Here is a 21,725-nt window from a genome sequence, read left to right as displayed (position 1 = left end):
TACGCAAGGGCTTTACCGGTGAGTAACGTACGCGGACCACCAGCGCTGTCCGCCCCCTCCCGGAGGCGGCAAGGAGCCAGAACGATGTCGTACCACCAGCTCTTCCCCGAACCACCTCCGCAGCCCCGGCCGGCCGGCCGCCACCGCCACGACGCGATGCCCCACGACTGGGACGCCCCGCAGCCCCGGGCCGGCGCGCGGACGCCACCGGACCCCTGGGACACCGCGCGGCCGCAGCAGCCGTGGAACGCCCCGCAGCAGCCGGAGCAGGACCCCGGCCCCGACGACCGCGGCGACCTGCGCGCACTCGGCTCGGCCTACCGCCGGCTGCGCCGCGTCGCGACGTTGACCGCCCTCGGCTACTTCGTGCTCTTCCTGATCCTGTCCGGCTACGCCCCTGGGGCGATGACGGACCGGATCAGCGGCGGACTGACCACCGGGCTCGTGCTCGGCCTGCTCCAACTGCCCGTGGCGCTCGCCGCGATCGCGGTCTACGAACGGATCGCGCGCAGGCGGGTCGACCCGCTCGTGCGCGCGATACGGGCACGGGCCGAGGCGGCCGCCGCCGACCGGACCGAACATCAGAGCCGTCCGGGCCGCCCCGCGTGGCAGCAGTCCATGGGAGGTACGCGCGCATGACCGGCTTCAGCTCCGAGGCGCAGACCATGTCGCTGATCGCCTTCATGACCGTCATCACCGTCACGCTCCTGCTGTGCGTGATGACCGGCCCGGACCGCGACGACCTGGGCGAGTTCTACACCGGCTACCGCTCCCTGACACCCGTGCAGAGCGGCCTCGCCATCGCCGGCGACTACATCTCCGCCGGCACCGTGCTCGGCACCATCGGCATCATCGCGCTCGTCGGCTACGACGGGGTGACACTCGCCCTGAGCACCGTGCTCTCCCTGGTGCTGATGATGTTCCTGCTGGCCGAACCCCTGCGCAACGCGGGCCGGTTCACCATGGGCGACGTCTTCGCACGCCGCGCCCCCGGCCCCGCCGTACGGATCGTCACGGCCGCGGTCACCCTCACCGCACTGCTGCCGCTGGTCGTCTTCCAGCTCGCCGGCGCGGGCGACCTGCTCGCCGTCGTCCTCGGCTTCCACGCCGACGGGTTCAAGACCGGGGCCATCGTGTTCCTCGGCCTGCTGATGATCGCGTACGCGGCGATCGGCGGGATGAAGGGCACCGCCTTCATCCAGATCGTCAAGACCGTCGTCCTGCTCGCCGCGGCCACCGCCGTCACGCTGCTCGTCCTCGAACGCTTCGACTTCAGCCTGCCCGTCCTGCTGGATGCCGCCGCGCGGGGCAGCGGGGCGGGCGACGCCTACCTCGCCTCCGGGCTCCAGTTCGCCGGCGACGAAATCGACATGATCAGCACACAGTTGACGGTCGTGCTCGGCGCGGCCGTCCTGCCGCAGATCACGATGCGCATGTTCACCGCGCGCAGCGCCACCGCCGTGCGGCGGTCGATGTCGTGGGCCGTCTCCATCGTCGTCGTGACCTGCCTGCTGATCGTCGTCATCGGCTTCGGCGCTGCGGCCGTCGTCGGGCACGAGACGCTCGTCGCCGGAGAGCCGCAGGGCAAGACCGCGTTCCTGATGGTCACCCAGGCCGTTCTCGGCTCCGACCCCACGACGCTCGAAACACTGCTGTTCACGGCGGTCGCCACGGCGATCTTCCTCACGCTGCTCGCCTCCGTCGCCGGAATCACGCTCGCCTGCGCCAACTCCCTGGCGCACGACCTCGTCGCGCACGGGCTGCGGCGCCGTACGACGCTGCCGCCCCGCACGGAGACGGCCATCGCCCGGGCCGCCGCGGCCGGGGTCGGCCTGGTCGCCCTCGTCATCGCCGCCGGGGCCCGGCACCTCAACCTCCAGGCGCTGCTGACCCTGTCGTTCTGCATCGGCGCCTCGGCGGTCGCCCCGGCGCTCGTCTACAGCCTCTTCTGGCGCCGCTTCTCCCGCACGGGCCTGCTCGCCACCCTCGTGACGGGCACCGTCGCCTCGCTGATCCTGATGACCGGAAGCAACCTCGTGTCCGGATCGCCGCAGTCCGTCTTCCCGGACGCGGACTTCAACTGGTTCCCGTTCACGACGACCGGCCTCGTGTCCGTCCCGCTGGGCTTCCTCGCGGGCCGTCTGGGCACGGTCCTGTCCGAACGCGACCGGGCCGGGCAACGGCAGCGCTACGAGGAGCTGGAACCGGAGATCCTGGCCGGCGCCGTGGACACCCCCTCCGGGCCGTGACGACGACGGGGCCGCGGTCCTGAAGACACGGCCGGGCGCCGCGGTCCGCCCTCGCGGACCACGGCGCCCGGCCTGCTGCTCAGCGGGTCAGAGCAGCCCGTCCCACATCTGCTCCAGCAGCACCGACCACCAGCTCTCCGGAGACGACAGCGCCGCCGGGTCAAGGGCGGCCAACTGCGCCTGGAAGTCGACCGTCCAGCGGCCCGCCTGCTCCGGGTTCAGCCCGAAGCGCAGCCGCCACATGCGGCCGAGCAGCGCCATGCAGCGCACGAACTCGGGCAGGCCCGTGTTCACGAACTGCGGCGCCACCGGCGCACCGCCCGGGCCGCCCTCGACCGGGACCGCCACGATGTGAGCCGTGCCGTACTGGACACAGACCGCACGGCCGAAGTCGCTGCCGAGCACCAGGTACGAGCCCGCGTCCGACGCGGGCTGCACCTGCCGCTGCGCGGCCAGCTCCGCGAGCGTCGGCACCACCGGCTGCGCCGGCTGCGCCCAGAAGAACGGGTTGAAGTCGCCCGGCAGGCCCGCCCAGACCAGGGTCGCCGCCACGATCTCCGGCACACCCTGGCGCGACACCGCCCGCTGGTCGAACCGGCACAGCCCCTGCGGGCCGAACGCCGCCGCCAGCTCCTGCGCGACACCCTCCGGGGGGATCGGCGGAGCGGGCGGGACCTGCGGCAGCGGGGCACGCACCGGTGCCGGCCGGGCGGGCCCGTCCGCGACCTGGTGCAACTCGCCCTGGTGGGCGATCAGTTGTGCCATGCCCTGCTGACGGGACGCGTGGTCCCTGCCGTACGGGGCGATCGAGGTGATCCGCGCCTGCGGCCACGTCTCACGGATCATGCGCGCGCAGTACGCCCCGGGCAGCTCGCACGACTCCAGCTCGGTGTGCAGCTCCAGCACCTGCTGCGGCGGCACGTTCATGGCGCGCAGCTCGTGCAGGATCTGCCACTCCGGATGCGGGGTGCCCGGCGCCGAACGGCGGATCAGCTGGGCCTCGGAGCCGTCGGGCGCGCGGTAGCGCAGCACCGCCTGGTAGCCGGGGCCGACCGTCGGCGCGCCGGAGGGCTGCTGCGGGTAGCCGTACGCGGGCGAGCCGCCCGCCGGCTGCCCGGGCCGCGGCATGTGCGGCAGTGGGCCGGGAGGGCCCGGAGGCTGCGGCGCACCCGGACCCATCTGCGCAGGACCCGCCAGCATCGTCGCCGCATGATGCACCCCACCACCACCAGGCGGCGTCGCACCAGGAGGCGCGGGCGAACCCGGAGGCGGCGGCGTCGAACCCACGGCAGGCGGCGGACCAGGAGGCCCCGGAGGCTGCGGCGCACCCGGACCCATCTGCGCAGGACCCGCCAGCATCGTCGCCGCATGATGCACCCCACCACCAGGAGGCGGCGTCGCACCAGGAGGCGCAGGCGAACCCGGAGGCGGCGGCGTCGAACCCACGGCAGGCGGCGGGCCGGGAGGCCCCGGAGGCTGCGGCGCACCCGGACCCATCTGCGCAGGACCCGCCAGCATCGTCGCCGCATGATGCACCCCACCACCACCAGGCGGCGTCGCACCAGGAGGCGCGGGCGGACCCGGAGGCGGCGGCGTCGAACCGGACGGCGCCGGGGGCTGGTGCCCCTCCGGCCCGAGCTGCGGGACGAGCTGCGTCGGCAGATAACCTCCCGCGGGCGCGCCGGGAGTCCCCGGGCCCGTCGGCGGCGGTGTGGCACCCGGCCGCGCGCCGGGCGTGCCCGGAGCACCGGGCGGCGGCGGAGGTGTCGCGCCCCCGGCAGCCGCACCGCGCGCACCGCGCGGCGGAAGGACCGCCTTGCTCGTCGCCGCGTCCGCGATGTCGGCCGCGCTCGTGCCCTGCGGCGCCGCCGGCGGGCCGGCGGGCGGCGGCGTCACCGCGGGCGCGGGGACGGACGAGGAGGCAGCCGAGGAAGCGGGCGGCTGCGCGCCCGGCCCGGCCTGGGGATCGAGCGCCGGAGCGACCGTGGTACGCGGCAGCTGGCTCCCGCCCGACATGAGCGCCGTCGGAGCATCCGGGGCGACCGGTGGCGGGGTGGCGTCGTCGTCCACCGTCACCGGCGGTGCGAACACCGTCGCGGGCAGCGGCACGGACGCGTCGTCGCCGCCGTCCGCGCTCGTGTCGGTCCAGCCGGTGCTCCCGGCCGGACGCGCGGGCACACCGTCGGACGCCGTCGGCTCGTGGTCGCCGCCGCCCGCGCTCGGCCACGCCGGGCCGCGCGGGGCGTCCTCGTCCGCGGCAGCGCCGGCATCCGGCCACGGGGCGGCGGAAGACGCCGACGAGGAACTCACGGCTCCCGGCGAGGAGTTGCCACCGGACGAGCCGGCGTCGTCGTCGCCCGCGGCGGGGCCGAACGCCTGACCGGAGGCGCCGGGAGAGGACGGCACACCCGCCGGCGCGGGCGACGCCTCGGCGTCCGCGCCGGACACCGACGCGCGCCGGTCCGGGATGCCCAGCTTGTCCGCCGCTTCCTGCAACCACTCCGGCGGGCTCAGCAGGAACGACGTCTGGTTCAGATCGATACGCTGCGGCGGCTCCGCCGCAGACGGGGCCGCCGCGACCGCCTGCGCCCCGTACTCCTCCTCGTACCGGCGGATCACCTCACCCACCGGCAGCCCCGGCCACAGCGTCGCCTCACCGCTGTCCCGGGCGATCACCAGCCGCTGGTCACCGCCGTCCGAACGCGCACCTCCCTCGCGGTCCTCCGCCCACACCACGAAGCCCAGCTCGAACTCCCGCACCCGCACCTCCCGGTGCTGGTACGCGGGCACATCGCCGTTCACCCACTCCTCGGCGCGCTCCTGCGCCTGCGCAAACGTCACCATCGGACCGTCACCCCTCGCCCGGAACCGGAACGGCCCGCGCGAAGCCGCCGTCCACCATCAGATTCGCCACGGTCTCCAGCTCCGGCGGATTGCCGGCGAGCCGCCGCAGGAACGCGTCGAAGTCCTCGCCGCACGGCAACAGCAGGCGATCCACCCGCTCCTGCACGCTCCAGCCGGCCGCTTCGCTGACGTCCCGCGCGTCGTCGTACGCGCAGAACCACACCGACCCGACGTCCGAACCCCTCACCTTCACCGCGAGGATCCCGCCCTGGACGAACGCGACGCCCAGATAGTCCTTCGTCAGATGGTCGCGAAGACACTTGTTGACGTACACCAGGTCGTTCACCGCGGCCTCGTCCCGCACCGTGAAGAACGGCTGGTCCACCAGCAGCCCCAGCTCGGCGTCGAGCGCCGCGCCCACCGGCGCCGAGCCGCCCGCCGCCTTCAGGAACGAGCGGTACGGCCCCGGCAGCCGGTAGCCGAGATCCTCCTCGACACCCTGCAACTGCTGCTCCGTCACCGACACCGCGTTCCTCGGCAGACCGAAGTGCGCGGGCCGCGTCTCCTGGAGCGGGCGCGTGCCGCGCTTGCCCTGGTCCACCGGAGCCGTCGCCAGACCGCCGTGATGCCGCAGCAGCGCCTTCACCTCGACCGGCACCAGCTCGAGCCGGCGCGTCCCCGGCACGTGGTGCCAGGTCCAGCCGTGCGGCGTCGCCACCGCGGGAACCGCGTCCCACAGCGCGTGCCCGTCCGCGTGCAGCGCCGCGTTCGCCGACACGAAGTCGGTGAGCCGCAGCTCGTCCACGCCGAAACCCTCCGGGGGCTCGGCGATCTCCGCGGCCGCGCGCGCGTACGGCGAGAAGTCCGGGAAGCCGTTGTCGTCGACGCGCACCCCGCGCGGGTGGCGCGCCGCCCGGACCGGATCCGGGAAGTGCACGACCTGCCCGGCGTAGGCCGCATTCGGTGGCGCGGTACGCGCGCCGGCCCCGGGGCCCATTGCTGCCCCCAGGCCCTGCCGACCTGTCGTCATGGCGATTTGCCCCCTGTGGCGTCTGGCTGGTTCAGCACAGCCTATGCGGTACGGCAAGACCGGCTGCCGACGCTCCACTTCCGTAACGAACAGTCACTTTCGAGTGACCCAGAGCCCATCGGCGACACGTTTCAGCTACCCAGCTTCCACACCCCCCGCCCCATTTGGCAGGCTGTTCCCTCGCCACTCGGGGGAGTGCACGGGAGGGACCGAAGCGCCATGCACACAGCGCGACCACGCACGAACGGTGATCCACGCCTCAGCTGGAGCAGCGACGACACCACACGCACGCCCGGCCTCCGCCACCGCCGCGACGGCATCCTGCCCGCCGTCGCCGCCGCACTCTCCGTACGCGGCGAGACCCTCACCTGCACCGCGGGCAAGGCGGACCAGCCCCCTACACTCCACCCGCTCGTACAGGACTTCCTCGACACCCTCACCAGCGGACAGCGCGAACGCTTCACCGGCCGGTGCCCCGAGGCCATCCTGCTCTCCCGGCACCTCACCTCCGCCGAGAGCCAGCGCTCCAAACGCGCCCAGCGCAAGCCCCTCACCCACAGCGAGGCCCGCCGCGCACTCAAGCACTCCAAGCTCACCGCACGACGCATCCGCGAGGACGGCGACCCGCTCCACGGCAGCTACGCGCCGCCCTGCCGGTCGTGCACCGCGATGCTGGACCACTTCGGCGTACGTCCCGTCGACCCGACCGCACCCGAGAACGGCTGACACCCACACCGATGCCCGACCACCTGAGCACGACCCGGTTCCCCGTCGCCGTCGACGCAGCACTGCGCGAGGCCGGCTGGCAACCCGGCCGGTGGGACATCAAGCAGGCCGAGCACTGGGCCGACACCCTGCGCGCGCACGTCTCCCCCGCCGGCCACCGGCACAGCGTCTTCCCCGCCGTCGTCGAGGCCTGGGCCGAGTTCGGCGGGCTCGCCGTCACCGCCCCCGGCCCCGGCCGGCAACACGCCCCCGCCCCCTTGCACTTCGACCCCCTCGCCGGCCTCCACCTCGCCCGCACCCTCTCCGACCTGGGCCGCGCCCTGGACACCGAGATCTCACCGCTCGGAAGGGAAGGAGACCACCAGGCCGTGCTCGCCATGGACACCGAGGGCCGCGTCTACAGCATCGACCACACCGGCGACTGGTACCTGGGCCCGGACATCGACCAGGCGCTCACCACGCTGATCACCGGCATCCAGCCCGCCCGCCTCACGACGGAGTAGCACCCGGACGGGCCGCGCCCCAAAGTCCCGGTCAGGCCGCCTCGGCGCGGTACGGGAGAACCGCCGAGACCCGGAAACCGCCCACATCCGTCGGGCCCGAGACGAACACCCCGCCCAGCGCCGTGACCCGCTCACGCATCCCCACCAGTCCGTTGCCCCCGCTCGGCAGACCCGGCGCCGACGCGGCGCCCGCCGCATCCGGAGCGCCGTTCTCCACCTGCATCGCGACCTCGGCCTCACGGTGCGCCAGCCGCACCCTCACCTTCGCGCCGGCCGCGTGCTTGTGCACATTGGTCAGCGCCTCCTGCACCACGCGGTACGCGGTCTGCTCCACCTCAGGCGCGTAGCCCCGCGCCTCCCCCTGCACCGTGAAGTCCACCACCATGCCCGCCTGGCGGGACTCACCCACCAGCACCTCGATGTCCGCCAGACACGGACCGTCCTCCGCCGCGGCGGCCGCGGCAGCCGCGGCCGCCGCCCCGACCGCCGCCAACGGCACGGGCTTGTCGTCCGGGCGCCGCTCGCCCTCACCCGCACGCAGCACGCCCAGCATCTCCCGCAGCTCGGTCAGCGCCTGCCGGCCCATGTCGCCCACCAGCGCGGCGTTCCTCACCGCCTTCTGCGGATCCTTCAACGCCACCGCCTGCAACGCCGCAGCGTGCACCACCATCAGGCTCACCCGGTGGGCCACCACGTCGTGCATCTCGCGCGCGATCCGCGTCCGCTCCTCCTGACGCGCCCACTGCGCCTGCTGCTCCGCGCGGTCCGCCAGCAGCGACAGCTCCTGCTCCAGCGAGTCGGCCCGCTCCCGCAAGCTCTCCATCAGCCGGCGCCGCGCCCCTATGTACAGACCGAAAAGCACCGGCGGAGCCGTCAGCCCCAGCGACATGAAGCCGGCCATCAACGGCACGTACCAGGCGCCGAACTCCCCGCCCTGCACGTCCTGGCGCACCCGCACGAACGTCACGATGAACGTCGCCGCCAGCGACATCCCGGCCAGCGTCGCCGTGATCCGCCGCGGCACCTCCGATGCGGCCAGCGTGTAGAGGCCGACGACGGCCATCAGATAGCCCATCTCCGCCGGCGTCGTCGCCACCGACACCAGCACCACGGCGACCGGCCACCGCCGCCTGAGCACCAGCACCGAACCGACAGCCAGCCCGAACAGCACCCCGAACGGCACCGGCAGCGCCGCCCGCTCGGCGAACACGACCCCCTGCAGCGCACATTCCACGGCGGACACGCCCGCCAGCCCCACGTCGAGCACGGCACTGCGCCGTCGCCCCCACCACAGCCACGCCCGGGCGGTCGAACCCGTGGCGGCCTGCTCTGCCCCCGTTGCGGTCATGACTCCCAGACTACGGGCGGGCGCGAGTCATTTTCGCGGGCATACGGGAGCACGCCAGGTGCGCACGTTCGTACCGGAATGCCCCAGCTCCACTCGAACTGGTGAATCGACCAGGCATTCGACCCGGACGTCCGCATTCCGGACGACGATCACTCCATGACACCCACCGCCGGCAAGTACGCCGACCTCGAGGGACACGAGAGCGCGGACGCCTCGAAGGCGGAACGGTTCTGGGCCGCACTCGCCGGCGTCGGCCCGTCAGTGTTCCAGCCGGCGACCCTCAAACGCCACAACCCCAAGACCGTTCGCAAGAACGTCGGCGAGGCCTACGGGGGCCGCCTCGTCATCCACGTCACCAAGAGCGCCGATCTCTACCGTCGCATGGAGGGGGCTTGGTACGGCATAGTGTTGGGTGCCCAGTAGGCACCTGGCGACATGTCCGTTTCGGGTGCTTTATAGTCCCCTGTGGTGTAATTGGCAGCACTGAGGCTTTTGGTGCCTTATGTCCGGGTTCGAGTCCTGGCGGGGGAGCTCCATGCATGGTTCGGGTCCTGACCTCCCTGGTCAGGACCCGCGCTCGTTTCTCGCCTGAAACCCCCCGGTATCCTTCGGATGTCCACCACCCGAAGCCGAAGGGCATACCCCGTGAGCGCCAATCGCCCGGCAGCCGTCGTCGTTCTTGCAGCGGGTGAGGGCACCCGCATGAAGTCGAAGACTCCCAAGGTCCTGCACGAAATCGCCGGGCGTTCGCTCGTCGGACACGTCGTCTGTGCCGCCCGTGAACTCGAGCCCGAGCAGCTCGTCGTGGTCGTCGGCCACGCGCGTGACCAGGTCGAGGAGCACCTCGCGCAGCACTATGCGGGGACCCGTACCGCCTTCCAATCCGAGCAGAACGGCACCGGCCATGCCGTACGCATGGGTCTCGAGGAGCTCGGCGGTGAGCTGCGCGGCACCGTGATCGTCGTCTGCGGTGACACCCCGCTGCTGTCCGGGGACACGCTGACCGCCCTGGCCGCCACGCACGCCGCCGACGGCAACGCCGTGACCGTGCTGACCGCCGACGTACCGGACTCCACCGGGTACGGGCGCATCGTGCGTGACGCCGCGACCGGCGCCGTGACGGCGATCGTCGAGCACAAGGACGCGACTGACGCGCAGCGTGCGATCCGCGAGATCAACTCGGGCGTGTTCGCGTTCGACGGTGTCCTGCTGGCCGACGCCCTGAAGAAGGTGCGGACCGACAACAGCCAGGGCGAGGAGTACCTGACCGACGTGCTCGGGATCCTGCGTGAGGCGGGGCACCGGGTCGGCGCCTCGGTCGCCGCCGATCACCGGGAGATCCTGGGCATCAACAACCGCGTGCAGCTCGCCGAGGCGCGCCGGCTCCTGAACGAGCGGCTGCTGGAGCGGGCCATGCTGGCCGGTGTCACGGTCGTGGACCCGTCGTCGGTGCTGGTGGACGTGACGGTGACTTTCGGCCAGGACGTCGTCGTGCACCCGGGCACGCAGCTGCTGGGTGTCACACATGTGGCGGAGGACGCCGAGGTCGGCCCGAATACGCGGCTGAAGGACACCGTGGTGGGTGCGGGCGCCCGGGTGGACAACACGGTGGCGGACAGCGCGGAGATCGGCGCCGCGGCGAATGTCGGCCCGTACGCGTATCTGCGTCCGGGGACGAAGCTGGGCGCCAAGGGCAAGATCGGTACGTACGTCGAGACGAAGAACGCCGTGATCGGCGAGGGCACGAAGGTGCCGCATCTCTCCTATGTCGGTGACGCGACGATCGGGGACCACTCCAACATCGGTGCGGCGAGCGTCTTCGTGAACTACGACGGCGAGCAGAAGCACCACACGACGATCGGGTCGCACTGCCGTACCGGCTCGGACAACATGTTTGTGGCTCCTGTCACGATCGGGGACGGCGCGTACACGGCCGCCGGGTCGGTGATCACGAAGGACGTGCCGCCGGGTTCGCTGGCAGTCGCCCGTGGCCAGCAGCGGAATATCGAAGGCTGGGTGGCTCGTAAGCGCCCGGGCAGCGCTGCCGCGCAGGCCGCCACGGCGGCAACGGAGGGTGTCGCCGAGGGGAACTGACCGGAAACGGGTGCGTCGGACTCGGCGTACCGTGATACGTGCACACAAATTCGGCTGGCTCGCGCCCAGGACCTTCGCGGCCAGAGAACACGTCTGAGGAGACAGTGCTGTGACCGGGATCAAGACGACCGGCGAGAAGAAGCTGATGCTCTTCTCCGGCCGCGCCCACCCCGAGCTGGCCGAGGAGGTTGCACACCAGCTCGGTGTCGGCCTCGTCCCGACGAAGGCTTTCGACTTCGCCAACGGCGAGATCTACGTCCGCTTCCAGGAGTCGGCCCGTGGGGCCGACTGCTTCCTGATGCAGAGCCACACGGCTCCCATCAACAAGTGGATCATGGAGCAGCTGATCATGATCGATGCTCTGAAGCGGGCTTCGGCCCGGAGCATCACCGTGATCATCCCGTCGTACGGATACGCCCGTCAGGACAAGAAGCACCGCGGCCGTGAGCCGATCTCGGCCCGTCTGATCGCCGACCTGCTGAAGACCGCCGGTGCGGACCGCATCCTCACGGTGGATCTGCACACGGACCAGATCCAGGGCTTCTTCGACGGCCCGGTGGACCACCTGTCGGCGCTGCCGGTCCTCGCGGACTACGTGGGCGCGAAGGTGGACCGGGACAAGCTGACGATCGTGTCTCCGGACGCGGGCCGGGTGCGGGTCGCGGACCGCTGGTGCGACCGTCTGGACGCGCCGCTGGCGATCGTGCACAAGCGCCGTGACAAGGACGTCGCGAACCAGGTGACGGTCCACGAGGTCGTGGGTGAGGTCAAGGGCCGCGTGTGTGTGCTGGTCGACGACATGATCGACACGGCGGGCACGATCTGTGCCGCGGCGGACGCGCTGTTCGCGAACGGCGCCGAGGACGTGATCGTGACGGCGACGCACGGCATCCTGTCGGGTCCCGCCGCCGATCGCCTGAAGAACTCGAAGGTGAGCGAGTTCGTGCTGACGAACACGCTGCCGACGCCGGGTGAGCTGGAGCTGGACAAGATCAAGGTGCTGTCGATGGCGCCGACGATCGCGCGTGCCGTGCGCGAGGTCTTCGAGGACGGTTCGGTGACGAGCCTGTTCGAGGAAGAGAAGTAGGCACGACAGTCCCGAGGAGGGCCGTCCCGCGCCGCGCGGGGCGGCCCTTCGGCGTGTGTCGGCACGGTCCGCGGGCGGCGGTGCCGGTGATCCATTTGGGTGCCGGCGCGGGTGGCGCGTAGACTGCCGTAGTTGCTCGGCGAGGGAGGCCGCACCTGTGGTGCGGCGGTCCGTTATCGACGCGCTCTTCGTAGCAGGCCTGTCGTGGCCGGGTGACCGCCACCAGTTTCCGCATCTACGAGGAGTGCACATGTCCGAGGTGAAGCTCGCCGCAGAGCTCCGTTCCGAGTTCGGCAAGGGCGCCGCCCGCCGTATCCGCCGTGACAACAAGGTCCCCGGCGTTCTGTACGGCCACGGCTCCGACCCGGTCCACGTCACGCTGCCGGGCCACGACCTGCTGCTCGCCCTGCGTACCCCGAACGTCCTGCTCTCCCTGGACATCGAGGGCAAGAGCGAGCTGGCCATCCCGAAGGCCGTGCAGCGCGACCCGCTGAAGGGCTTCCTGGAGCACGTCGACCTGCTGCTCGTGAAGCGCGGCGAGAAGGTCACGGTCGAGGTCCCGGTCCACACCGAGGGCGAGCTGGCCCCGGGCGGCTACCTGCTCGAGCACGTGCTGAACGCTCTGCCGGTCGAGGCCGAGGCCACCCACATCCCCGAGTCCGTCACGGTCTCCGTCGAGGGCCTGGAGGCCGGTGCCTCCGTCCTCGCCAAGGACATCACCCTGCCGAAGGGCACCACGCTGGCCGTCGAGGAGGACGCTGTCGTCCTGCAGGTCCTGGCCGCGCAGGCCGAGGAGCCGGCCGCCGAGGGCGAGGGCGAGGCCGAAGAGGGCGCCGAGGCCTGAGCCGTAAGCTCTGCTTGAGGCTTTTCACGGGGTGGCGGGCTGCGGCCTGCCACCCCGTTCTTCCTGTTCGGGCCGGTGACGAGGAGACGCAGCGCAGATGTCCGACGTGAACGCACCCTGGCTGATCGTGGGCCTCGGCAATCCGGGGCCCGGTTACGCCGCCAACCGGCACAACGTGGGGTTCATGGTCGCCGACCTGCTGGCCGAGCGGATCGGCGGCTCGTTCAAGCGTGCGCAGAAGGCGCAGGCGCAGGTGCTGGAGGGCCGTATCGGCTCCCCGGGTCCGTCGAACCGGCGGGTGATCCTGGTGAAGCCCATGTCGTACATGAACCTGTCCGGCGGTCCGGTGACGGCGCTGCGGGACTTCTACAAGGTGCCGACCGCGCATGTCGTCGCTGTCCACGACGAGTTGGACATCGACTACGGCACGCTGCGGCTGAAGCTGGGCGGCGGGGACAACGGCCACAACGGGCTGAAGTCGATGACGAAGGCGATGGGGCCGGACTATCACCGGGTGCGGTTCGGGATCGGCCGGCCGCCGGGCCGGATGCAGGTCGCGGACTTCGTGCTGAAGGACTTCTCGTCGGCCGAGCGCAAGGAGCTGGACTACTTCGTGGACCGTGCGGCGGACGCGGTGGAGTGTCTGGTGATCGACGGTCTCGAGCGGGCGCAGGGGACGTACAACTCCTGAGACCTGGGTCTCCTCCGGCCGGTGCGAGGTTGACCCGCGGCAGTCCTATGGCCAAGGATCGCGGGCCATGAAGCGGAACTCCTCCGGCCGGATATTGACCCATGCCCGCAAGGCGGCGATGGCGCTCGTCGCCCTGCTCCTCCTGGTCGCCGGCTTCTGGTCGTCCTGGGGCAACGCGCAGCACATCCTGCTCTCCAAGGGCCGTGAGCACGGCACGCTCACGGTCGCACGCTGCGACGGCGACGTGTGCACGGGTCCGTACGTGCCCAGGGAGCCGTCGCCGGAGCGCGAGCGCGTGACGATCGACAGGTCGGTCGCGGTGAAGAAGGGCGAGACGCTCACCGTCGTCCTGAAGCCGGGGACGGCGCAGGCGGTGCGGACGGGGCCCGGTGGCGGGCTGCACGCCTGGCTGCCGCTGGGCGGCGCGCTGTTGCTGGCCGCACTCGTGATCGGCGGCGGGCTGCGGCTGACGCGGGTGGCGTGGGTGTCGGCATCGGCGGGCGGGGCGGTGCTGCTGGCGTCGTTCCTGGCGTTGTAGGGCCGTCAAGGGACGTTGAAAACTCAGCAGTTCACCTGATCGTTATCAGGACTATCGAGGGCGAATCATCATCTCTGGCGCAGATGCGGAACAAGAGCCCTTGACTGGCGGGTGTGTTCACAGGACGCTGAGCCGCCCCCCACGCCATCTTCCCTCTCTCTCACGATGGACACCTATATGCGCATCCTTCGTCCCACCGGCGCTCTGGTGGTTGCCGCAGCGCTGTCGCTGTCGGCCGCACCCGCCGCGTTCGCCGCGAACGGCGACAACGGCACTGTGAAGATTCACGACTCCGCGACCGGTGAGGAACTCCGCAAGAACGAGCCGAAGGTCTGCGAGTTCTACCTCGACGCCTTCGGCTTCGACGCCGGCCAGCTGGTCCAGTGGCACATCGAGGCCTGGGCGAACAACGACCTGCCCAAGGGCGAGACCGTGAAGTCCGGTTCGCTCACCCTCGACGCCGACGGCCACGAGCGCACCGAGGACATGACCCTGCCCGACGGGCAGTACAAGCTGTTCTGGAACTTCGACGGCGAGAACGGCAAGGCCAAGCACAAGGTCTTCAAGTCCGACTGCGAGGACGACAAGCCGGGCGAGGACAAGCCCGGTGAGGACAAGCCCGGTGAGGACAAGCCGGGCGAGGACAAGCCGGGCGAGGACAAGCCCGGTGAGGACAAGCCGGGTGAGGGCGAGCCCTCGACGACCCCCGACACCTCGGCCCCGGCGGCCCCGGCGCCGAGCTCCGACGGCACGTCCGGTGACCTCGCGGAGACCGGCAACGGCGCGCCCATCGGCGTGCTCGCCGCGGTCGCGGCCGCGCTGGTCGCCGGTGGCGGCTACCTGATGGCGCGCCGCCGTACGGCCCGTCAGCACTGACACCTGACATGAGGATGCCCCTCGCCTGAGTTCAGGCGAGGGGCATCCTCATGTCGTGCGGCGTCAGCCCGTGTTGCGCAGACCGGCCGCCACGCCGTTGACCGTCAGCAGCAGGGCGCGCGCCAGCAGCGGGTCCGGCTCCTCGCCGCGCTCGGCGGCGTCGCGCTGCCGCTTGAGGAGCGCGACCTGGAGGTAGGAGATCGGGTCCAGGTACGCGTCCCGGATCGCGAACGTCTGGCGCAGCACGGGGTTGGAGCCGACCAGCTCGTCGTTGCCCGTCACCTTCAGCACCTCGCTGACGGTGAGTGCGTGCTCGGCCTCTATGACGTCGAAGACGTGCTTGAGGTGGTCGGGAACGAGCGTGTCGACGTAGTGGCGGGCGATGCGCAGGTCGGTCTTCGCGAGCGTCATCTCCACGTTGGCGATGAAGTTCCGGAAGAAGTGCCACTGCTCGTGCATCTCGTCGAGCACGGTGTCCAGACCCGCCTCGCGCAGCGCCCTGAGGCCGGAGCCGACGCCGAACCAGCCGGGCACGATCTGCCGCGACTGCGTCCAGCCGAAGACCCACGGAATGGCGCGCAGTCCGTCGAGACCTGCACCGGAGTCGGGGCGTCGCGAGGGCCGCGAGCCGAGGTGGAGCTCGGCGAGCTGGTCGACGGGGGTGGAGGCGAAGAAGTACGCGGGCAGGTCCGGGTCCTCGACCAGCCTGCGGTACGCGTCATGGGCGGCGTCGGAGACGGTGTCCATGGCGGCGTCCCAGCGGGCGAGCGCCTCGTCGGACTGGCGGGGGGCGGTGTGCAGCGCGGAGGCCTGGAGGGTGGCGGCGACCGTCAGCTCCAGGTTCTCCCTGGCCAGCGAGGGGATCAGGTACTTGTCGGAGATGACCTCGCCCTGCTCGGTCACCTTGATCTCGCCCTCGAGCGTGCCCCAGGGCTGGGCGAGGATCGCGTCGTGCGAGGGGCCGCCGCCGCGGCCGACCGTGCCGCCGCGGCCGTGGAAGAGCCGCAGGCGCACCCCGTGGCGGTGGGCGACGTCGCGCAGCCTGCGCTGAGCGCGGTGGATCTCCCACTGGCTGGTGGTGATGCCGCCGAACTTGGAGGAGTCGGAGTAGCCGAGCATGACCTCCTGGACGTCGCCGCGCAGCGAGACCAGGCGCCGGTAGGAGGGGTCGGCGAGCATGCCTTCGAGGATGACGTCGGCGGCCTTGAGCTCGTCGGTGGTCTCCAGGAGCGGCACGATGCCGATCTTGGCCCAGCCGGCGTGCAGGTCGATGAGTCCGGCCTCGCGGGCGAGGACGGCGGCGGCGAAGACGTCGTCGGCGCCCTGGCACATCGAGATGATGTACGACTCGATGACCTCGGGCCCGAAGCGCTCGAAGGCTTCCTTGACCGTGTGGAAGACGCCGAGGGTCTTCTCCCCGGCGGCGTCCAGCGGCGCGGGCGTGGGCGCGAGGGGGCGCCGGGAGCGGAGCTCCTTGGCGAGCAGCTTCTGCCGGTAGTCGCGCGGCATGTCGGCGTAGCGCCAGGACTCCTCGCCGAGCCGGTCGAAGAGCTGGCCGAGGGCGTGGTGGTGGGCGTCGGCGTGCTCGCGGACGTCCATGGTGGCGAGCTGGAGGCCGAAGGCGGACAGGGTGCGGATGACCCGGTCCATGCGGCCGTCGGCGAACAGTCCGCCGCGGTGCTCGCGCAGCGACGTCTGGATCAGGGCGAGGTCCTGGATCAGCTCGGCGGTGCCGAGGTAGTCGCGGCCCGGCTCGTGCGGGGTGCCCTTGGCGAGGCGCTCGCGGGTGTTGAGCAGCTTCTGGCGGACGCAGGTGGCCTTGAGCCGGTAGGGCTCCTCCGCGTTGAGCCGCTTGTAGCGGGGGCTGATCTCGGGGAGCCGCTCCAGGTCCTGCTGGAGCGAGTCGAGGAGCTCCTGCGTGGCGCCGGCGTACCGGATCGAGTTGGACAGGAAGCCGCGCAGCTCGTCGATGAGCTCGATGGCGTCGGTGATGCCGTGCTCGTGCTGGAGGATCAGCACGTCCCAGGTCACGGCGGGCGTGACGTTGGGGTTGCCGTCGCGGTCGCCGCCGATCCAGGTGCCGAAGGTCAGCGGGCGGGTGCCGGCGGGCAGCTCGACGCCGACGCGCTCCAGCTCCGCGGCGAGGTCCTCCAGGACGTCGCCGACGGCGTTCGCGTGGAGCTCGTCCAGGTAGTAGATCGCGTTGCGGGCCTCGTCGGCCGGCTCGGGGCGTACGACGCGCAGCTCGTCGGTCTGCCAGATCAGGTCGATGCTCTCGGCCAGCCGCAGGTCGTGACGGCGCCGGTCGGAGGCGATGACCGGGGTCTCCAGCAGTTCGGCGATGCGGCGGAGCTTGTTGAGGACGGAGCGGCGGGCGGCCTCGGTGGGGTGCGCGGTGAACACGGGGCGCACGTTGAGGTTCCGCACGGTCTCGCGCAGGTGCTCGGGGTCGGCGTCCTTGAGCATGTCGGCGGTGCGGGACAGCAGCCCGCCCTCGACCGCGCGGCGCTCGCGCATCTCGTGGCCGCGGTGCACCTGCTCGGTGACGTTGGCCAGGTGGAAGTACGTGGAGAAGGCGCGGACCAGCTTGGCCGCGGTCTCCAGGTCGGTGTCGCCGAGCAGCTCGGCGGCTGCTTCACCGTCGGTTCGCGTCAGGGCGCGGACCCGCTCGACGAGCTCCAGCAGCTCGGGGCCTTCCTGGCGGACGAGGGTCTCGCCCAGAAGATCGCCCAGTCGGCGGATGTCGGCACGAAGTTCGGCGTTGGCGGTGGGGGACTGGTCGGCACTGCTCACAGGTGCGGCTCCTTGCAGTGTTTGAGCACGTCTGGAGGGGTACTGGAGGCTTGCGGACCGCGCTGTCCGACGACATCCAGGATAGGTGTCCATTTCCCTGACGTTGTCCGCAGGTCTCTTGCCGCGCCTCGGGGCCCTGCCATACTTACGTCGCCGTAGGTTACGGGACCGTAGCCAGGACCGTGGCACCAGCGGCATTTCGTCCCCTCTCCCCACCCCCAGGGAACCCTCATGACCACAAGCCCCGATCTGCTGGACGGCACCGCTCAGCCGTCCGCCGGCGCATCGTCCGCCACGCTCGGCGGGGACAGCAAGCGGTCGATCGAGCAGATCGCCCTGCTGCTGTTCATCACGGTCCCCTTCCTCGCCCTGCTCGCCGCGGTCCCGCTCGCCTGGGGCTGGGGCGTGAGCTGGCTCGACCTCGGTCTGCTGGTGGCGATGTACTTCATCGGCTGCCACGGCATCACGATCGGCTTCCACCGGTATTTCACGCACGGCTCCTTCAAGGCCAGGCGCCCGCTGCGTATCGTGCTGGCGATCATGGGGTCGCTGGCGGTGGAGGGCCCGCTGGTGCGCTGGGTGGCAGACCACCGCAAGCACCACAAGTTCTCCGACGCCGACGGCGACCCGCATTCGCCGTGGCGCTTCGGCGAGACGGTCCCCGCGCTGATGAAGGGCCTGTGGTGGGCGCACATCGGCTGGATGTTCGACGAGGAGCAGACTCCTCAGCACAAGTACGCCCCCGACCTGATCAAGGACCCGGCGCTGCGCCGGATCTCCCGGGACTTCGTCTGGTGGACGGTCCTGTCGCTGGCGATCCCGCCGCTGGTGGGCGGCCTGGTGACGATGTCGTGGTGGGGCGCGTTCACGGCGTTCTTCTGGGGCTCGCTGGTCCGCGTCGCGCTGCTGCACCACGTGACGTGGTCGATCAACTCCATCTGCCACGCGGTGGGCAAGCGCCCGTTCAAGTCGCGTGACCGCTCGGGCAACGTGTGGTGGCTGGCGGTGCTGTCGTGCGGTGAGTCGTGGCACAACCTGCACCACGCGGACCCGACGAGCGCGCGGCACGGCGTGCTGCGGGGGCAGGTGGACTCCAGTGCCCGGCTGATCCGCTGGTTCGAGCTGGCGGGCTGGGCGTACGACGTGCGCTGGCCGCAGCAGTCCCGTATCGACGCCCGTCGCGCGGACGCGGACGGTGAGGACGCCCGCGGCAGGCGTGCCACCGCCGACGCGGCATGATGGACGGCGTGGCGAGTGACGGCAGTACGAGCAGCGCGGACAAGAACCGGTCGCCCGGCGGCAGGCGGGCCCGCCGGGTGCGGATGACCGGCGCCGAGCGCCGGGAGCAGTTGCTGGACATCGGGCGCACCCTCTTCGCCGAGAAGGGGTTCGAGGGCACGTCCGTCGAGGAGATCGCGGCCAAGGCGGGTGTCTCCAAGCCGGTCGTGTACGAGCACTTCGGGGGCAAGGAGGGCCTGTACGCGGTCGTCGTGGACCGTGAGATGCGCCAGCTGCTGGACATGGTGACGGGGGCGCTGACCGCCGGCCACCCCCGGGAGCTGCTGGAGCAGGCGGCGTTCGCGCTGCTGGACTACATCGAGACGTACACGGACGGTTTCCGCATCCTGGTCCGCGATTCGCCGGTGGCCCAGTCGACGGGTACGTTCGCGTCCCTGATCAGCGACATCGCCACACAGGTCGAGGACATTCTCGGCATGGAGTTCAAGAACCGCGGTTTCGACCCGAAGCTCGCCCCGCTGTACGCGCAGGCGCTGGTGGGCATGGTGGCGCTGACGGGCCAGTGGTGGGTGGACGCCCGCCGCCCGAAGAAGGCCGAGGTCGCGGCGCACCTGGTGAACCTGGCGTGGCACGGTCTGGACGGCCTGGAGCAGAAGCCCCGCCTGATAGGCCACCGCAAGAACTGACGCGGCGGCGTCCCGTCTCGCATCCCCCGGCACGCGCAGCGGCCGGCCCCCTTCGCGCAGGAGGGGGCCGGCCGCTGTCGCGTCCGGGGGCGCGCGCCGGCCGGGAGGCAGCGTGGAAATCGAGCTGTTTCCCGTACATCCCTTGATCCCCCTGGATGGTCTGTATCGGTGCCTCGTCCCGCATGACGAGGCACGAACCGACTTTTTCCCCGAGGGGGGACTTTGACTTCTGTGGAATCCGGCCGCGCCGCCGTCGTGCGCCGTTCGGCGGCGCGCCGCGTCGCGGCCTGCACCGCGCTGGTCGTCTCGGCGGGCATGCTGCTCGCCGTCCCGGCGCAGGCGGACGACGCCCCGGCGTCGCGCAAGCCGGCGCAGCACACCGCTCCGACCGTCGAGAGCATGCCGAAGTCTCCGATCATGCGGTCCGGCGACGCGGCGAAGGCGCCGTCGGTCTCCGCGGCCGGGGTCGCCGAGACCGCGGCTCCGGCCGTGCCGCGCAGCGACATCGACCGCGACGGCTTCAGCGATCTGCTCCAGCGCAGCCTCGACGGCCAGTACTGGGTGACGCCGACCGGCAGCGAGGAGCCCTACCCCTACCTGCTGGGCGAGAGCGACGAGACGTTCAAGGACGCGTTCACGATCGCGGGCATGGACACGGCCGACCCCACCCGTCCCACGGTCTTCACGCTGTCCGCCGACGGCCGCCTCTCGTCGTACGTCAGCCACGAGACCTACGCCGACCTGCAGTGGTCCGGCACGGGCTGGCAGCAGTTCAACAAGGTCTTCTCGCCCGGCGACCTGAGCGGCGACGGCGTCGGGGACGTCCTCGCGCGCAACCCCGCCGGTGAGCTGTTCCTGTACCGGGCCCAGCCCGGCGCGGCCGAGCCGTTCGGGACGAAGATCCGCGTCGGCTCGGGGTGGGGCCAGTTCGACCAGCTCGTGGGCGTCAACGACGCGAACGGTGACGCGATCGCGGACGTGTTCGCGCGCAACCCCGCAGGTGAGCTGTTCTTCTACGCCGGCACCACGGCTGAGCAGCCCTTCAAGCCGCGCGTGAAGATCGGCACCGGCTGGGGCATCTACAACCAGCTGTTCAGCGTGGACGACCTGAACGGCGACGGCTTCGGCGACGTGCTGGCCCGCACCGTGTCCGGCACGCTCTACCGGTACTACTCGACGGGCACCGGCACCCTCCAGCCGAGGACGCAGCTCGGCACCGGCTGGAACGACGTCTCGCAGTTCTCCGGCGCGGGCAACAACCCGCACTGGGGCAGGAACGAGCTCCTCGGCGTCAACACGTCCGGTGTCATGTACGCGTACTACGGCATGAACAACGGCCTGCTCAGCCCCCGTCAGGAGGGCGGCCCGGGCTGGACCGGCGCGAAGCTCGCGGTCACCTCCTCGTTCAACGGCGACGGCTACGGCGACCTGCTCGAGGTCTTCGAGGACGGCACGCTGTTCAACTACGACGACTACGTCGGAGACGGCGAGATCGGCAGCGGCTGGGGCATCTACAACACCCTGGTCGGCCCGGGCGACCTCTCCGGTGACGGCAGGGGTGACCTGCTGGCCCGCGACAGCGCCGGCGTCCTCTACCTGTACCGGGGCAACGGCAACGGTTCGGCGTTCGCCGCCCGCCAGAAGATCGGCACCGGCTGGGGCCAGTTCACCGTGCTCGCGGGCGCCGGTGACATCGACGGCGACGGCCGCGCGGACATCGTCGCGCGGGCCAAGGACGGCAGCCTGTACCTGTACGCGGGCACCGGCACGGCCACGGCGCCGTTCAAGGCGAAGAGGCTGATCGGCACGGGCTGGAACCAGTTCAACAAGTTCGTGGCCCCCGGCGACCTGACCGGTGACGGACGCGCCGACCTGCTGGTCCGCGCGTCCGACGGTGTGCTGTACCGCTACGACGCCGACGGCAAGGGCGGCTTCAAGCCCAGGGCGAAGGTCGGCTCGGGCTGGAACACCTACCGCATCCTGCACTGATCCCGCTGCCCCGGCAGCACGGCGCCCCGCCGCGGTTCTCCCGCGGCGGGGCGCCGCCGTACGCCCGGTCCCTCACCCGGCCGGCTCCGGGAACTCCAGGCGGTTGCGCACGTCCCCGCAGTGCGCGCGCGGCGCGTCCTTGGCGCCGGGAGGCGCGGCGAGCCGGCCGCGGCCGACGGCGGCCGGCA

At 71.5% G+C, this 21,725-nt stretch carries 17 protein-coding genes, 1 tRNA gene and 1 pseudogene; 15 read left to right on the top strand and 4 right to left on the bottom strand.

The annotated features are described in order from the left end of the window. The first annotated feature begins 84 nt into the window (after nt 1-84). Together AB0K02_RS05100 and AB0K02_RS05095 are read left to right on the top strand one after the other, a co-directional pair. A complete protein-coding gene (locus AB0K02_RS05100) occupies nt 85-639 on the top strand; it encodes a DUF485 domain-containing protein (protein ID WP_365990963.1) in 555 nt (184 codons plus the stop codon). Continuing rightward, nucleotides 636-2,249, top strand: a complete 1,614-nt coding sequence (locus AB0K02_RS05095) for a cation acetate symporter (RefSeq protein WP_365990962.1) — start codon at nt 636-638, stop codon at nt 2,247-2,249. Before AB0K02_RS05100 ends, AB0K02_RS05095 begins: the two co-directional genes overlap by 4 nt. Before the next feature lie 87 nt (nt 2,250-2,336). On the opposite strand, the gene AB0K02_RS05090 is transcribed toward AB0K02_RS05095, so the two are convergent. Beyond that, a complete protein-coding gene (locus AB0K02_RS05090) occupies nt 2,337-5,093 on the bottom strand; it encodes an SUKH-4 family immunity protein (protein ID WP_365990961.1) in 2,757 nt (918 codons plus the stop codon). A gap of 7 nt (nt 5,094-5,100) precedes the next feature. Next, the gene (locus AB0K02_RS05085) at nt 5,101-6,123 is read right to left on the bottom strand and encodes an SMI1/KNR4 family protein (protein ID WP_365990960.1); all 1,023 of its coding nucleotides are present in this window, start codon (nt 6,121-6,123) and stop codon (nt 5,101-5,103) included. 219 nt (nt 6,124-6,342) lie between these two features. Here AB0K02_RS05085 and AB0K02_RS05080 point away from each other — a divergent pair, with 219 nt between their 5' ends. Both AB0K02_RS05080 and AB0K02_RS05075 read left to right on the top strand, forming a co-directional pair. After that, entirely contained in the window at nt 6,343-6,849 is a 507-nt protein-coding gene (locus AB0K02_RS05080) for a YwqJ-related putative deaminase (RefSeq protein WP_365990959.1), read from the top strand. 11 nt (nt 6,850-6,860) lie between these two features. Further along, nucleotides 6,861-7,352 (top strand): SUKH-3 domain-containing protein, encoded by a 492-nt coding sequence (locus tag AB0K02_RS05075; RefSeq protein WP_365990958.1) that lies wholly within the window; start codon nt 6,861-6,863, stop codon nt 7,350-7,352. Nucleotides 7,353-7,383: 31 nt separating this feature from the next. On the opposite strand, the gene AB0K02_RS05070 is transcribed toward AB0K02_RS05075, so the two are convergent. Next, the gene (locus tag AB0K02_RS05070) at nt 7,384-8,700 is read right to left on the bottom strand and encodes a histidine kinase (RefSeq protein WP_365990957.1); all 1,317 of its coding nucleotides are present in this window, start codon (nt 8,698-8,700) and stop codon (nt 7,384-7,386) included. Nucleotides 8,701-8,895: 195 nt separating this feature from the next. On the opposite strand from AB0K02_RS05070, the pseudogene AB0K02_RS05065 reads away from it, so the two are divergent. The 8 genes and pseudogenes from AB0K02_RS05065 to AB0K02_RS05030 form a co-directional block, all read left to right on the top strand. Next, nucleotides 8,896-9,123, top strand: a pseudogene (locus AB0K02_RS05065) (hypothetical protein); the annotation flags it as partial. 36 nt (nt 9,124-9,159) lie between these two features. Next, nucleotides 9,160-9,231: transfer RNA gene (locus tag AB0K02_RS05060), tRNA-Gln, on the top strand. Between the two features lie 114 nt (nt 9,232-9,345). Further along, nucleotides 9,346-10,794: a bifunctional UDP-N-acetylglucosamine diphosphorylase/glucosamine-1-phosphate N-acetyltransferase GlmU gene (gene glmU / locus AB0K02_RS05055; protein WP_365990956.1), complete on the top strand. Its 1,449-nt coding sequence runs from the start codon at nt 9,346-9,348 to the stop codon at nt 10,792-10,794. Between the two features lie 109 nt (nt 10,795-10,903). Continuing rightward, nucleotides 10,904-11,881 carry a ribose-phosphate diphosphokinase gene (locus AB0K02_RS05050; RefSeq protein ID WP_365990955.1) on the top strand — a complete coding sequence of 326 codons (978 nt, stop codon included), beginning with the start codon at nt 10,904-10,906 and terminating at the stop codon, nt 11,879-11,881. Between the two features lie 250 nt (nt 11,882-12,131). Further along, nucleotides 12,132-12,725 carry a 50S ribosomal protein L25/general stress protein Ctc gene (locus tag AB0K02_RS05045; RefSeq protein ID WP_365990954.1) on the top strand — a complete coding sequence of 198 codons (594 nt, stop codon included), beginning with the start codon at nt 12,132-12,134 and terminating at the stop codon, nt 12,723-12,725. Nucleotides 12,726-12,822: 97 nt separating this feature from the next. Then, complete coding sequence (gene pth / locus AB0K02_RS05040; protein ID WP_365990953.1) at nt 12,823-13,416, top strand: aminoacyl-tRNA hydrolase; 594 nt, start codon at nt 12,823-12,825, stop codon at nt 13,414-13,416. Between the two features lie 67 nt (nt 13,417-13,483). Further along, the gene (locus tag AB0K02_RS05035) at nt 13,484-13,954 is read left to right on the top strand and encodes a hypothetical protein (RefSeq protein WP_365990952.1); all 471 of its coding nucleotides are present in this window, start codon (nt 13,484-13,486) and stop codon (nt 13,952-13,954) included. Nucleotides 13,955-14,131: 177 nt separating this feature from the next. Beyond that, nucleotides 14,132-14,830, top strand: coding sequence for a hypothetical protein (locus AB0K02_RS05030; RefSeq protein ID WP_365990951.1), 699 nt, complete (start codon nt 14,132-14,134; stop codon nt 14,828-14,830). A 63-nt stretch (nt 14,831-14,893) separates the two neighbouring features. Here the strand turns inward: AB0K02_RS05030 and ppc are convergent, their stop codons facing one another. Continuing rightward, a complete protein-coding gene (gene ppc / locus AB0K02_RS05025) occupies nt 14,894-17,623 on the bottom strand; it encodes a phosphoenolpyruvate carboxylase (RefSeq protein ID WP_365990950.1) in 2,730 nt (909 codons plus the stop codon). 231 nt (nt 17,624-17,854) lie between these two features. On the opposite strand from ppc, the gene AB0K02_RS05020 reads away from it, so the two are divergent. The 3 genes from AB0K02_RS05020 (at nt 17,855) to AB0K02_RS05010 (ending at nt 21,537) form a co-directional block, all read left to right on the top strand. Then, nucleotides 17,855-18,862 carry a fatty acid desaturase gene (locus tag AB0K02_RS05020; RefSeq protein WP_365990949.1) on the top strand — a complete coding sequence of 336 codons (1,008 nt, stop codon included), beginning with the start codon at nt 17,855-17,857 and terminating at the stop codon, nt 18,860-18,862. Beyond that, on the top strand, nt 18,859-19,548 hold the full coding sequence (locus tag AB0K02_RS05015; protein WP_365990948.1) for a TetR/AcrR family transcriptional regulator: 690 nt from the start codon (nt 18,859-18,861) through the stop codon (nt 19,546-19,548). Before AB0K02_RS05020 ends, AB0K02_RS05015 begins: the two co-directional genes overlap by 4 nt. Before the next feature lie 231 nt (nt 19,549-19,779). Further along, nucleotides 19,780-21,537 (top strand): VCBS repeat-containing protein, encoded by a 1,758-nt coding sequence (locus AB0K02_RS05010; RefSeq protein ID WP_365991020.1) that lies wholly within the window; start codon nt 19,780-19,782, stop codon nt 21,535-21,537. Nucleotides 21,538-21,725 lie beyond the last annotated feature (188 nt).

Source organism: Streptomyces sp. NPDC049597 (assembly GCF_040675505.1).
GTDB lineage: Bacteria > Actinomycetota > Actinomycetes > Streptomycetales > Streptomycetaceae > Streptomyces.
This window is presented reverse-complemented; position numbering and strand designations above follow the sequence as displayed.

What these genes read in the sequence shown, in the direction of transcription:
- AB0K02_RS05100 (WP_365990963.1), top strand. Translation starts at nt 85, where the DNA reads ATGTCGTACCACCAGCTCTTCCCCGAACCACCTCCGCAGCCCCGGCCG.
- AB0K02_RS05095 (WP_365990962.1), top strand. Translation starts at nt 636, where the DNA reads ATGACCGGCTTCAGCTCCGAGGCGCAGACCATGTCGCTGATCGCCTTC.
- AB0K02_RS05090 (WP_365990961.1), bottom strand. Translation starts at nt 5,093, where the DNA reads ATGGTGACGTTTGCGCAGGCGCAGGAGCGCGCCGAGGAGTGGGTGAAC.
- AB0K02_RS05085 (WP_365990960.1), bottom strand. Translation starts at nt 6,123, where the DNA reads ATGACGACAGGTCGGCAGGGCCTGGGGGCAGCAATGGGCCCCGGGGCC.
- AB0K02_RS05080 (WP_365990959.1), top strand. Translation starts at nt 6,343, where the DNA reads ATGCACACAGCGCGACCACGCACGAACGGTGATCCACGCCTCAGCTGG.
- AB0K02_RS05075 (WP_365990958.1), top strand. Translation starts at nt 6,861, where the DNA reads ATGCCCGACCACCTGAGCACGACCCGGTTCCCCGTCGCCGTCGACGCA.
- AB0K02_RS05070 (WP_365990957.1), bottom strand. Translation starts at nt 8,700, where the DNA reads ATGACCGCAACGGGGGCAGAGCAGGCCGCCACGGGTTCGACCGCCCGG.
- AB0K02_RS05045 (WP_365990954.1), top strand. Translation starts at nt 12,132, where the DNA reads ATGTCCGAGGTGAAGCTCGCCGCAGAGCTCCGTTCCGAGTTCGGCAAG.
- pth (WP_365990953.1), top strand. Translation starts at nt 12,823, where the DNA reads ATGTCCGACGTGAACGCACCCTGGCTGATCGTGGGCCTCGGCAATCCG.
- AB0K02_RS05035 (WP_365990952.1), top strand. Translation starts at nt 13,484, where the DNA reads ATGAAGCGGAACTCCTCCGGCCGGATATTGACCCATGCCCGCAAGGCG.
- AB0K02_RS05030 (WP_365990951.1), top strand. Translation starts at nt 14,132, where the DNA reads ATGCGCATCCTTCGTCCCACCGGCGCTCTGGTGGTTGCCGCAGCGCTG.
- AB0K02_RS05020 (WP_365990949.1), top strand. Translation starts at nt 17,855, where the DNA reads ATGACCACAAGCCCCGATCTGCTGGACGGCACCGCTCAGCCGTCCGCC.
- AB0K02_RS05015 (WP_365990948.1), top strand. Translation starts at nt 18,859, where the DNA reads ATGATGGACGGCGTGGCGAGTGACGGCAGTACGAGCAGCGCGGACAAG.